The organism is Lysinibacillus sp. NPDC058147 (assembly GCF_042884205.1).
In the GTDB taxonomy this organism is placed as follows: Bacteria; Bacillota; Bacilli; order Bacillales_A; family Planococcaceae; genus Lysinibacillus.
The window spans coordinates 45,204-58,958 of the sequence record NZ_JBHVUJ010000011.1 but is presented as its reverse complement, the minus strand read 5'-3'; the positions used below and the strand labels follow the sequence as shown (position 1 = coordinate 58,958).

General features: G+C 39.1%; 10 protein-coding genes. All 10 read right to left on the bottom strand.

Going from position 1 to position 13,755, the window contains the following annotated elements; all coding sequences use genetic code 11:
- Window positions 1-7 precede the first annotated feature (7 nt).
- Entirely contained in the window at window positions 8-1,366 is a 1,359-nt protein-coding gene (locus tag ACFVT8_RS22010; protein ID WP_387084077.1) for an acetyl-CoA carboxylase biotin carboxylase subunit, read from the bottom strand.
- A 16-nt stretch (window positions 1,367-1,382) separates the two neighbouring features.
- A complete protein-coding gene (locus ACFVT8_RS22005; RefSeq protein ID WP_387084079.1) occupies window positions 1,383-3,017 on the bottom strand; it encodes an AMP-binding protein in 1,635 nt (544 codons plus the stop codon).
- A gap of 33 nt (window positions 3,018-3,050) precedes the next feature.
- Window positions 3,051-4,193, bottom strand: a complete 1,143-nt coding sequence (locus ACFVT8_RS22000; RefSeq protein ID WP_387084081.1) for an acyl-CoA dehydrogenase — start codon at window positions 4,191-4,193, stop codon at window positions 3,051-3,053.
- A 566-nt stretch (window positions 4,194-4,759) separates the two neighbouring features.
- Complete coding sequence (locus ACFVT8_RS21995; protein WP_387084083.1) at window positions 4,760-5,407, bottom strand: TetR/AcrR family transcriptional regulator; 648 nt, start codon at window positions 5,405-5,407, stop codon at window positions 4,760-4,762.
- A 504-nt stretch (window positions 5,408-5,911) separates the two neighbouring features.
- Complete coding sequence (locus ACFVT8_RS21990) at window positions 5,912-6,964, bottom strand: YkvI family membrane protein (RefSeq protein WP_387084085.1); 1,053 nt, start codon at window positions 6,962-6,964, stop codon at window positions 5,912-5,914.
- Window positions 6,965-7,040: 76 nt separating this feature from the next.
- Complete coding sequence (menC, locus tag ACFVT8_RS21985; protein WP_387084087.1) at window positions 7,041-8,147, bottom strand: o-succinylbenzoate synthase; 1,107 nt, start codon at window positions 8,145-8,147, stop codon at window positions 7,041-7,043.
- Complete coding sequence (locus ACFVT8_RS21980) at window positions 8,122-8,961, bottom strand: GNAT family N-acetyltransferase (RefSeq protein WP_387084089.1); 840 nt, start codon at window positions 8,959-8,961, stop codon at window positions 8,122-8,124. Before ACFVT8_RS21980 ends, menC begins: the two co-directional genes overlap by 26 nt.
- A 33-nt stretch (window positions 8,962-8,994) precedes the next feature.
- Entirely contained in the window at window positions 8,995-10,110 is a 1,116-nt protein-coding gene (locus tag ACFVT8_RS21975) for a M20 peptidase aminoacylase family protein (RefSeq protein ID WP_387084091.1), read from the bottom strand.
- Between the two features lie 5 nt (window positions 10,111-10,115).
- The gene (locus ACFVT8_RS21970) at window positions 10,116-10,982 is read right to left on the bottom strand and encodes a MurR/RpiR family transcriptional regulator (protein WP_387084185.1); all 867 of its coding nucleotides are present in this window, start codon (window positions 10,980-10,982) and stop codon (window positions 10,116-10,118) included.
- A gap of 312 nt (window positions 10,983-11,294) precedes the next feature.
- Window positions 11,295-13,487 (bottom strand): DNA topoisomerase III, encoded by a 2,193-nt coding sequence (locus ACFVT8_RS21965; RefSeq protein ID WP_387084093.1) that lies wholly within the window; start codon window positions 13,485-13,487, stop codon window positions 11,295-11,297.
- Window positions 13,488-13,755 lie beyond the last annotated feature (268 nt).

The following is a 13,755-nucleotide window of genomic DNA, read 5'->3' as shown; positions in this document are numbered from 1 at the left end:
CCTTTATTTATTTCGTCTCTGCTAATTGAGGTAGATAAAATTCATCTACAAATTTAGTCGTTGTATAGCCCTTTAAAAATTGTTCATGTGTAACTGTTTTTAACAGCATCGGAATATTTGTTTGAATTCCTTCTACTTTATACGCTTTAAGTGCCTCAATAAGTCTTTCACACGCAATTGATCGTGTTTCTCCCCACACTACTAATTTGCTAATCATAGGATCGTAAAAAGGTGTTACCGTAGTGCCAGCCTCAACTCCACATTCATGGCGAATACCTTCACCTATAGGTAATTCAAAAGTCGTAATTGTGCCTGGGGAAGGGAAAAAGGTCGATGGGTTTTCAGCATAGATGCGTACTTCAATCGCATGCCCTTTTCTTTCTATGCTATCGCGAGTAAATGCTAATGGTTGTTTAGCCGCAATCTTTAATTGCTCCTCTACAAGATCCAGCTTTGTAATTTCCTCGGTCACTGGATGCTCCACCTGTAGACGAGTATTCATCTCTAAGAAATAAAAGTTTTGCTCTGCATCTACTAAATACTCAATCGTTCCAACATTCACATAGCCAATATGCTCCACTGCCTTGACTGATGCATCTAGCATACTTCTTCTTGTTTCTTCAGAAATGAAAGGAGAGGGTGCTTCCTCAACTACTTTTTGATTTCTGCGTTGAATTGAACACTCACGTTCAAATAGCGGTACGACATTACCATCATGGTCCGCAATAATTTGTACCTCGACGTGATGAGGATTAGCAATAAATCGTTCCATATACATCGTGCCATCACCAAAGAATGACTGTGCACGCTTTTGATTTCCTTCAAAGGCTTTTGCCAATTCCTCTTCATTTTCTGCGAGTTGCATTCCGATACCCCCGCCGCCAGCAGAAGCTTTTAACATAATCGGATAGCCTAGACGGGAAGCAATTTCAATAGCTTCTGTTACATCTTTCACCGGTGCCTCTACGCCTTCAACGATTGGTACACCAGCCGCCTTCATTGTTTTACGGGCTTCTAATTTACTACCCATCGAAGCAATAACGTCTGCGCTAGGTCCAATAAAAACTAAGCCCGCCTCTGTACAACGTTTAGCAAACTCAGCGTTTTCTGATAATAAACCATAGCCGGGATGAACAGCGTCAGCACCGCTTTCCTTCGCCACTTCAAGAATACGATCAATATTTAAATAGCTTTGCGCAACAGGTGGTTTTCCGATACAGAACGCCTCATCAGCATCTTTAACGTGTAAACTTTCAGCGTCTGCCTCGGAATACACCGCAACTGTTTGAACATTTAGTCGTTTGCATGTTCTTATAACACGCCTTGCTATCTCTCCACGATTTGCAATTAAAACCTTCTTGAACATAACACCGGCCCCCTTCTTACTTCACTGTTGGAAGAAAACTCTCTCGTAATCTATACTTTTGAACTTTTCCTGATGCAGTCATTGGATAGTCGTCGATGAAGAAAATATGTCGTGGTATTTTATGTCTAGAGATTTTATCCCGACAATAATCCCGAATTTCTTCCTCTGTCGCCTGCTCTCCTTCACGCAAAATGATCCAAGCTGCCGCTTCCTCTCCAAAAACAGGATCAGGGACGCCCGCAACCTGTACATCAGCAATTTTCGGGTGCTTGTAAAGGAATTCTTCAATTTCTCGAGGAGATACATTTTCACCGCCACGAATAATCATATCTTTTAAGCGTCCTGTTACACGTATATAGCCGGCCTCATCCATCGTTGCCAAATCCCCAGTGTGCAGCCAACCATCCTCGTCAATTGCAAGAAGCGTTTCCTCTTGGTTTTTATAATAACCTTTCATGACATGGTAACCTCTTGTACATAGCTCGCCTTGCTCATTCGGCGCAGTCTCTTCATTTGTACCTGGAACGACGATTTTAACTTCCAGATTAGGTAATGCACGGCCAACCGTTTCTACCTTTAACAATAGCGGGTCATCAGTTCTCGTTTGTGTAATAACAGGTGAAGATTCTGTTTGCCCATAACAGATAGTAATATCCTTCATACCCATTTTGTCGATAACAGCCTTCATCACCTCAATAGGACAGTTAGAGCCCGCCATTACTCCAGTACGCAATGTTGATAGATTGAAAGACGAAAAATTCGGTAAATTAAGTTCACTAATGAACATCGTTGGTACGCCATGTAACGCTGTACATTTCTCTTTTTCAACTGTTTGTAGTACCTCAGTTGGTGAAAATTCCTGTACTGGCACCATCGTCCCACCACTAGTTGTAATCGCTAATGTTCCGATTACACAGCCAAAGCAATGGAAGAATGGGACAGGGATGCACAAGCGATCTTCATAAGTTAAACGCATACATTCTGCAATATTAATCGCATTATTGACTAAGTTATAATGTGTTAACATAACACCTTTCGGAAAACCTGTTGTTCCCGACGTATATTGGATATTAATAACATCATCATAATGAAGTGTTTGCTGTCTTTGGTCTAATTGCTCCTCTGTTATTTGCTCTGCAGCAGATAAAACATCGGACCAGTTTAAAACTCCAGGATATTTTGTCTCGCCAATTAAAATAACATTTTTCAATAAAGGTAGTCGCTTTGATTGCAAATTACCTGGTTCACAATGTTCAAGCTCTGGACATAACTCTTGCAGTGTATTCAGAAAAGAATGGCCTCGATAATTTTCAATTAAAATAATCGTTTTTGCATCAGATTGCTTCAATAAATATTCCAATTCACTTGAGCGATAATTAGTGTTGACAGTGACGATTGGAGCTCCCATTTTACCTGTACCAAATTGCAGCTGTACCCATTCTGGGACATTAGTCGTCCATACTGCAATATGCTCGCCCTTCTCTATTCCAAGAGCCATCAACCCTCTAGCAACTAAACGACTTTGCCGATTGAGCTCCTCATAGGTCATCCGTAAATCCCTATCTGCATACACTAATGCTTCGCGTTGTGGATACTTTTCAGATTGTTCATCTAGCAATTGACCAATAGTTTGATACACAAGTTCTGCCATGAAAATCCCCCTTATTTATGCTATTTAAGATGATTAACAGCCTATTAAACGAGAAATAACGAGACGTTGAATTTCAGATGTTCCTTCACCGATTTCCATTAACTTTATGTCACGCAGATGACGCTCTACGTCGTATTCTTTCATATAGCCTGAACCGCCGTGAATTTGAATGGCTTGATTACAAGTACGGAAGCCCATTTCAGAAGCAAATAATTTTGCCATTGCGGCTTCCTTCCCAAATGGTTTCTTTTGATCTTTAAGCCATGCCGCCTTATGTACTAACGTACGTGCAAGCTCTATCTCCATTGCCATATCGGCTAATTTAAATTGTATTGCCTGAAGTTTTGATATTGGTGCACCAAATTGTTCACGTTCTTTTGCATATTTTAATGATTTCTCATAAGCTGCCTGTGCAATTCCTACAGATAATGCAGCAATGGAAATCCGCCCACCGTCTAAAGTATTTAAAAATTGACTAAATCCTCGTTTTTCATCCCCTAAAAGATTAGCTCTTGGTACACGAACATTTTGCAAAATAATCTCACATGTATTGGAGCCACGTACGCCCATTTTGTCGTAATTGCAGTTGATCGTTACGCCAGGAGTATTAGTCGGTACAATGATAGCTGAGATAATTTTTTTACCATCTTCACGTTTACCTGTCACTGCTGTCACAATAATTTGACGTGCATGGCCAGCATTTGTGATCCAGCATTTTTCACCATTAATGATGTAATCATCACCATCAATTACGGCTGTTGTACGTGTCCCACCAGCATCTGAACCTGCATTGGGCTCTGTTAGACCAAACGACCCTAATGTTTCCCCCTTCGCTAACGGAACAAGCCATTCCTGCTTTTGCTCCTCTGTACCGAAATTATAAATAGGCGAAGCACCTAAGCTTACTGCTGCTGCATAGCTTAATCCTGTGCCGCCACACGCACGACCGATTTCTTCAACAGCAAGTGCGTAAGAAACAGTATCTCCGCCTGAACCGCCGTACTCTTCAGGGAACGGAATACCTAGTAAGCCTAGCTCTGCCATCTTTTTAAAGCTCTCTATTCTCATCGTCGATGTCTCGTCAACCTCACGAGCATACGGTTTAATTTCATTTTCAGCAAAATCACGCACCATGTCTCGAATCATCGCTTGCTCTTTCGTTAGTTCAAAGTTCATCCCCAGTCCCCCTAATGTTTAATGTGCCATAGCGGATTTCGTTCAGATGATAGTTCAAAAAATCAATTATGCCTCGGCATATAATTGCGTCCGGAATCGGCTTTGTGCTTGAGCCTGCGTGAGGGCCGACACGATGTCGGTCATTTCGGTAATGCCACAGGACGTGGCGCTTTTACCGATGCAGGTCAGTTAGCCGTTATCGCATGGAAGCGATGATATTAGGCTAACATCCTTTGTGAACTACTTTCCGATTCCGTGACATCTGCCAGAGGCTTTGCCCAACAGATGTTTTTTGCGCGAAAGCGTAGCGCCAGCGGCAGATGTTTTTTGCGCGAAAGCGTAGTGCTAACGCAGCGTCAGCAGCATGATGTTGGTCACTCAGTCGTGTGTTGTTGCTGTCGCTTCGCTTTCGCACAGATAAAACCGTGTTGCTGTCGCTTCGCTTTCGCACAGATAAATTGCCACAGAACGTGGCGTTCTTAGACTGAGTTCCTTTATTTATTTCAACGGGTGTTTGGACATTCATTGAAAGAAGTTAATACCGACTAGTCGGTTTGTTTTAAATATTAATAAAACCAGTCTCTTCCTTCTGCTGGCTTCTCCTTGACCATAAATTGAACCGCTTCTTCCATTGCTTGTTCAGTGACAATCGCACGCAACACCATATCCGTAAATACTTCTGTAATTTCCTCCATTGTTAATGGACCTGATTGTTTAAACCATTTATATGTCCAGTTAATCATCCCAACAATAGCCATCGTTACAATAGTACAAGGTAGTTCTGTGCGAAAATCCTTTGTTTGCTGGCCTCCCGCTATGACTTTTTGTAAAATATCCCGATATTGATCTCGTTTTTTATGAATAATTTCACTATATTCCTCTGACAATGAACGACTTTCCTCATAAAAAACAGTAATATGTGCTTGATACATATCAAATACTTGGGTTAGTGTTCGCAGCATTGCACATAAACGTGTAATCGGCGTATCGTATTTGTCATATGCCTCCTGTGACTGTTTAATAACATATGAAATAAATACATCGTGAATTTCATACAACAGTTCATCTTTCGATTTAAAGTTATGATAAAACCCACCCTTTGATGCACCAATGTATTCAACAATGCGATCAACAGTTACGTTGTGATAGCCATCTTGCTGAAATAGCACTACAGAAGCGTCAACTATGCGTTGTTTTAACGTTTTTTTTACCATAGATCTATCATCCTTCTTATAACTCTTTGCTCCATTACTCTTTATAATTAGAAAAAGTTTTAGGTCATCATCAAAATGTGTGGTTGATTTCCGTTCCGGCTGGGCGCTTTGTTGCTGACGCTACGCTTTCGCACAGAGCAGAGCTTCCTGGGGGCGTCCGATGAGCCCCGAGGAGTCGCCCAGCCTCCACTCCAATCAACTTACGCACATGGCATATGTTTTAGCAAAATGCCATCCCATCTCCTGGTGATGAAACCTGATTTTTCTTAATTATAAAAAAACTATGACATCATTAATATAGCATTCGCAAAAATTAGTGTCTAGCATCTAGATAGATATTATTTAAAATTACGAGAATTTATTTTACATAAAGCAGAATTTTATAAATCACCAAAGGCTATCAAACATACAATTACTGTATGATTTCCACCTTATTTTCATTACTAAAATCAAAAAAAATTCCCTAGCGCTGTATATAAACACTAGAGAATCTCAAAAACATGGTTATGAAGCCTTTGGTATTTTACGTAGCCATGAAATGATGATGGCAATGATTAATGCAAAGCCTAAATACCCCATTGTCGAATAAACCTTTCCAACTAATGTCGTGAACCCTACTAAGCTTGCGAAAAAGCCTATTAAACCAATGGCTACAATGCCTAATTTAAAATATTGATGGTCAGGCGCTATAAAACGTACTGTAAATGCATAAAGCATCCCAACAGCAGTATTGTACATCATGCCTAACAAAGCAATAGACATTAAAATACCCACTACAGGATGAATTTGTTTTGCTAGCTCTAATGTTGGCATTGCTGCCCCACCAACTACATCCATTTTAACGAACAAAGCAATATTAATAAGTATGATTAAAACACCGAGCATTAAGCCCCCAAGAAGACCGCCTAAACCAGCAATCTTACGCTCTTTTACTGTTCCCCCCATTACAATTAACATCGCAGTACCAGCAGCTATGTTATAAGATACATAGAGAAGTGCGCCCAATATCCAATTTGAAGCCGCAGATGTTTGCTCTTTAGCTAACACATTCTGTTCTGCAATTGTTAAGTCCATTGTAAAAATGGAGTATATTAAAATAATAAAAACGATCCCCATTAAATATGGTGTCACTAAAGCTATTATATTAATAATATTTTTTACATTTAATAGCAATGTCAAAATCGTAACGATTACCATAAAAATACTGCCAATCATCGCATTTATATTAAACATTTGCTCGAATGTTGACCCCGATCCAGCAAACATAACAACCGCCACACCAAATAAGAAGAATGTAATGACAATGTCTAATATAACCCCAACATAACGTCCACCAATTTGATATATAACCTCTTTATGGGATGTCGTTTGTGAATCCGCTCCTAATTGCGCTAGACTCATCCCTAAAAAGGCAAATGCGATTGTTGCAACAATTCCCCCCGCTATACCGTAAAGGCCAAAGCTCGTAAAGTATTGCATAATTTCTTGTCCTGATGCAAAGCCAGCACCAACAATTAATCCTACAAATGCGCCACCTATTTGCCAACTTTTTTTCATAGAACACCTGCTTATCTAATCAATTATATTCATAGGCTTCCTAACGAAATATACTTCTTGTACTACTCAGGTCACGCTATTTATATGTTTTCTGCGCTACTGTGAATAAATCGATTGTCTCCCTGTTCACTTCATAACCGATACCCGCTTTTTGGGGCACTTCAATATAGCCGTCCTTTACTACAACTTCTGGATCGATAATATCTTTTTCCCAATAACGACTTGAGCCTGCAGTATCTCCAGGTAAAATAAAATTCGATAATGTAGTTAATGCCACATTATGTGCACGACCAATACCAGACTCCAGCATGCCGCCACACCAAACCGGAATGTTATTTGCTTCACAATAATCATGTATTTTCTTCGCTTCTGTTAAGCCACCAACACGTCCAATTTTAATGTTAATAATTTTGGTACTGCCTAACTCAACCGCTTTACGTGCATCCTCTAACGAATGGATACTTTCATCCAAGCAAATTGGCGTATCGATTAATTTTTGTAATGCTGCGTGGTCAATGATGTCATCTGACGCCAATGGCTGCTCGATCATCGTTAAATTAAAAGCATCTAGTTGCTTGAGTGTTTCAGCATCTTCGAGACGATAAGCTGAGTTCGCATCTGCCATAAATGCCACATCGGGGAACGCTTCACGTAATGTACGCATTACTTCTACATCCCAACCTGGCTTGATTTTGATTTTCATTCGTTTATAGCCTTCTTTAACAAAACCATCTACTAACGCTACTAAGTCCTCGATTGATTTTTGAATACCGATACTGATTCCTACTTCAATGTTGTCCTTTTTGCCACCGAGTGCAGCTGCCAGTGATTGATTCGTCTGTTGAGCATAAATATCCCAAATAGCACCTTCTATCGTTGATTTCGCCATATTATTTTTACGAATCGGTTTAAATAAATCATTGACCTCATCCGGATGTTGAAGATCTTTATTTAGAATAAGAGGAATTAAAAAATCTTCTAGCATATGCCAGTTCGTTTGCAATGTTTCCTCATTGTACCAAGGTGAATGGAATGCTACAGATTCTCCCCAACCGATTATTCCAGCTTCATCCTTTGCCTCTAAAACTAAAAAATCTCTATCATCAAATGTGCCAAAGCTAGTTGTAAATGGTTCTTTTAATTTCATTTTTAAATGTCTAATTGTAATTTCTGCAATCTTCATATTCATTTGCTCCTTCCAAACCTAAAGTTTCTAATTTTACGAGAACGTACTCGTTGTATTGTTCTTGCTGCTGCAATTGAACTGCCGCATAACCTTGTGCAAATAATCGTTGTAATAAATATCTCGTTTTAAAACGCCAGTCCAATGCTAATGTTGGATCTTGCAGCTTCAATGCTTGAAAATCCTTCGGTACAGGCAATGTGTATAAATCTTCGTTATATTTTAAATTTTCAATTATTTTTAAGCATGGAAAGCCTTGTTCATTTGGTACACAACTTGCCACTCGTATGGCATCAGTTGCATCTATTGAAACACTTTTACTTACGTAATCAGAGGTGATATACCAGCACACCTCAAAACGATCTGAAGGGAGTCCCTTATTTAAGCCATCCTGCATTTCACCGTAGCAATTTTCTATATACGTATAACAAATACCATTTAATTTGGAGAGATTGAGAAAACCATTTCGTGTTTCCAGCGGATCAAAGGTCCACACCATTAAATCATAGCCTCGTTCAATAGCAATAGCTTGCTGGGCATATTTTAGTTTTTCACCTATTCCTTGGGAGCGGTAATTTTCGTCTATCCCTAACATATGGGAACATAAATAACTTTTGCCCTCTCGAAATCCCGAAAAGCCATAGCTAAAGCCAACTAATTGATCACCATCATAGGCACCAACAACGATACCGCCATTTTTCACAGCTGTTAAAGTTTGATGAATTGGAATAGATGGCATGCCCCAAACGTTATATTCCAATTGCTGAACTTGCTCTAGTCGTTCGATTGTCTTTATTTCCCTTATATCAATCATTACTATCACTTCTTTCTATTCTTTATCCCTATTCTACAATGCTCGTAAAATAGCTCTCGTGATAATGTTCACACCTGTTATAAGCCGCTCTCGATTAAACGTCATTTTCGGATGATGTAATCCTGGTGTTACACCACAACCAAGGCCAAGCATTGTTGCTTTAAGATTTGGACGCTCATACGTATAAAAATGGAAATCCTCTCCTCCAGGAGTGACGACTGGTGAAGCGCATGCTTTTTCACCAACTACGTCAACAATAGCTGCATTCATATGTTGTAATGCCTCATCATTCACTAACGCTGCAACAATATGTGCATCTACGTTTAAAGAAATTTTCGCACCATACATCGCTTCTACCGATGCCTTTACACGTTCAATACCATCTGTGATAGCTTGCATTACTTCATTTGTTTGTGCCCGTGCATCAATGCTAAATGTTGCTCTTCCAGGAATAATATTTGTAGCAGTACCTCCTGCATTAAATTGTGTCATTTTAACTGACGCTGAGACATTGGGGTCCGTCCAAATTTTTTGCAAGCCTTCGACAATCGCTGCCCCTACCTCAATAGCATTAATGCCAAGTTCAGGTCGTGCGCCGTGTGCCTCTTCTCCAATAATAGTCCCAGTGAAAAGCTTTGCCGCACCATGGTACAATGCTGGGGCATACGTTCCGTCCTGTAATTCTTTTACCGGACGAACATGGACACCAAATAAGTATTCTAGATTATCAATAAGCCCCTTCTGAACGAATGAGCGAGCTCCCTGCGCCTTTTCTTCAGCAGGCTGAAAAAGAATACGTACTGCGCCGGAGAGTAAATGCTCCATATCCTTTAACACTAGTGCCACCCCGATTGCCATCGTCATGTGACCATCATGGCCACAAGAATGATTGGCCTTAAATTCACCATCTACTTCTTGCCATAGTGCATCAATATCCGTACGAAATCCGACTGTCGGTATCCCCTCCCCAATATCTACATAAAGTCCCGTCATATCCTCGAACAACTGAGGCTCCATCTGTGCCTCCTTCAATAAATTGGCGATGTATTGCGTTGTCTTCTTTTCCTGCCAACTAATCTCTGGATTCTCATGTAGATGTGTAAAAATATCAGCCAATCTCGGCTGTAAGTTTTGTAAAACTTGATTCATTGTATTCAACTCCATCGATTTGCTAAAAAGCTATTTTGGAAATCATCATATTTTACGCGTTGATTTTCATAATAGTCGTGATCTTGTACAGTCATGCCTGCAATTAGTGTATTTAAAAATGAAATCAGTGCTGGCATTGCATCAATCGTAGACATTTCTTGTTGTTCATTCACAAAGGTAATCGTTGCATATTGCGTAATAGGCGCAATTTTAGAATCTGTAATACCAATAATCTCACAATTTTTTTCCTGAATTTCTGCTGCAAATTGAATCGGCTCTTTAAAATAGCGATGGAACGATAAAATAATGACCACACTATCCTCATCGATTTCTTGTAAAGCTCTAATGATTTCACTAGTTTCAAAATCCAAAAGCATTACGTTAGGACGTAGCATATTTAACGTAAAATACAGCCATTGTGCCGCTAAATGGGAAGAACCATTCCCAGCAATATAGATTTTTTTCTTCGTATGTAGCAGGTTGGAAGCACGATTAAAATCTTCCTCGTTAATGTTCTTAGCAACATTTAAAATGCTCGATGCATCCTTTTCCATCGTTTTTTCATAAAAACGTGGCGTTTCAAAAAGTACCTGCTTTGATTGCAAATAATTGTGCAAACTACTAGTATGGCCTTCATTGAATAGATGCATCGTAATCTCCCGCTGCAACTCAGCATACCCCGATAATCCTATAGCGTAGCAAAAGCGGATAACCGTCGTTTCACTAACCCCCGCCTTTTCCCCCACATATGCAGCTGAATGAACACCAACAGTCTGCAAATTTTTGAGGATAAAGATCGCTACCTTTTGCTGACTCTTCGAAAGCTCCTGGTATTTATGTTGAATGACTTGTTGAATTGTTTGATTATCCATCAAAGAAGTACATCCTTTTTATTTTAGTTTTTGAAGTTTAAACTTCATTTTCATGTTACATACAGTAGCACAAATATTTTCACAATTCAATATATTTTCTGAAATTTCTGTTTATATATGAATATAGAAATTCTTCAATTTGTTGTTGCTGACGCTTCGCTTTCGCGCAGAGCAGAGCTTCCTGGGGGCGCCCAGTCTCCACTCTTTTCATAATCCGAATCGCACGATGTCACAAAATGGCGCTCATTTATCTAGTGAAAACTAAAAAATGCACAAATGTTATTTTGATAACATTTGTGCAATAAAAAAATTTTATTTATCTAATTTAAATCCTTTTAACAAATCCGCAAACGCATTGTTAATTGGTTCAGCTTCTTTTTCTTGCTGTTTCATATATTTCTGTACGCTACGCTTATCTACTTTGCCACCGCCTTCTTTTTTACGACGGGCTTCGAACGCAGATAACTTTTCACGATAACCACATTTACATACGAAGATTTGGCCATCACCTTCACCACGTAGTTCTAACTTTTTCTTACATTGTGGGCAACGTGCGTTTGTAACGCGTGATACGTTTTTACGATGTCCACAATCACGGTCTTGGCAGACAAGCATTTTACCTTTTTTGCCGTTGACTTCAAGCATTGGCTTGCCGCAATCAGGACATGATTTTGTTGAGATATTGTCATGCTTATACTTTTTATCACTTGCTTTAATTTCAGCGACAATTTCTTTAGTGTGCTGTTTCATTTCATTGATGAACACGTCTTTTTTCAACTTACCTTTTGAAATTAACTCAAGCTTTTGCTCCCACTCGGCTGTTGTCGCAGGGGAACGTAATTCTTCAGGCACTAAGTCAAGTAATTGACGACCTTTGGATGTAATATAAATTTCTTTGCCGCCACGTTTTTCGATTAAGAATGAATTAAATAACTTCTCAATAATATCTGCTCGTGTTGCAACTGTCCCTAGCCCGCCTGTTGATTTCAACGTATCTACAAGCTTCTTGTCGTTCGTTTCCATATACTTCGTAGGGTTTTCCATCGCTGATAGTAATGTCGCTTCTGTAAAACGTGCTGGTGGCTTTGTTTGACCAGATGTTTGGGCAATTAGCTTTGTTTTTAACACTTGTCCTTGTTCTAAACGAGGAAGCAGCTGCTCTTTGACATCATCCGTTGATTCCTCATCATCAAAACGATTTTGATATACTTCTTTCCAACCAGCTATAGTGACTGTTTTCCCTTTAGCAATAAATTTCTCATTGCCGATTTGAGCTTGTACTGTTAATTGCTCATACTCTTGTGCTGGGAATAATACAGCTAAAAATCGTTTTACTACTAAATCATATATTTTACGCTCTTTATCATTGAATGCAGAAAAGTTCACATAGCCTTCAGTTGGAATGATGGCATGGTGATCAGACACTTTACTGTCATCTACAAATGATTTATTCGCTTTAATTGGCTTTGTTAAAATTTTATTCGTTAATGTACGATATTCGCCGATGCCACATGCTTTTAGACGCTCAGGTAATGTGCCTACAATATCAGATGATAAATAGCGTGAATCTGTACGAGGGTATGTTAGCACTTTATGAGATTCATATAGCTTTTGCATAATATTTAATGTTTCTTTTGCCGAATAGCCAAATAATTTATTAGCATCTCGTTGTAATTCTGTTAAATCATAAAGACCTGGGGCAAATGATTTTTTTGGCTTGCGGTCAATTGACACGATTTTTGCATCTTGGTTGCCTAACGCTTTAACAATAACGTCGACTTTTTCTTTATTAAAGCTACGTGAATTACCATTTGCATCTTGCCATGTAAGCTTTAATGAATCTGTTTGTGCTTCAATACCGTAGTACGTTTGTGGTTTGAAGTTTTTAATTTCATCTTCGCGTGCAGCAATAATCGCAACAGTTGGAGTTTGAACACGGCCACAATTCAGCTGTGCATTAAATCTTGTTGTTAATGCTCGTGTCGCGTTTAATCCGATATACCAATCCGCTTCAGAACGAGCAACAGCAGCAGCATATAAATTATCGTAATTTTTACCCGGTTTTAAATTAGCGAATCCTTCTTTGATCGCTTTATCTGTGACAGATGAAATCCATAAACGTTTAATTGGCTTTTTCACATTTGCTTTGTCAATAATCCATCGAGCAACTAATTCACCTTCACGCCCAGCATCCGTAGCCACAATGATTTCATTGACATCATTACGTGTTAATTGTGATTTGACTGCATTATATTGCTTGCCTGTTTGCTTCATCACTACTAGCTTCATTCGGTCTGGCAACATTGGAAGGTCTTCTAAATTCCATGTTTTATATTTATTATCGTAGGCTTCTGGATCGGCCAATGTTACTAAGTGCCCTAACGCCCAAGTAACTATATATTTGTCACCTTCTAAAAATCCGTTCCCTTTTTTATTACATTTCAAAACATTTGCTATATCACGTGCAACTGAAGGTTTTTCAGCAATAACTACACTTTTAACCATATATTTTCGTACTCCTTTACTAACTATGTACTGTCTAATATACCATAAGTTCGGGGCAGAAATTGATTAGATCTACCTTCTTAGTCTCCTTAATGTCATTGCCGGAAAACTGATTAGGTAAGCAAGGCAAAATGATCAAGTTCCCTCAGAGCTGGGTTGAAGGCTGTTTTCTAAAAGATTGTTGCTGTTAAAACAAAAAACAGAGTAAATCTACAAAATGTGTAAAATCAACTCTGTTTTTTAGTTTGATATTTCTTAAATCAATATT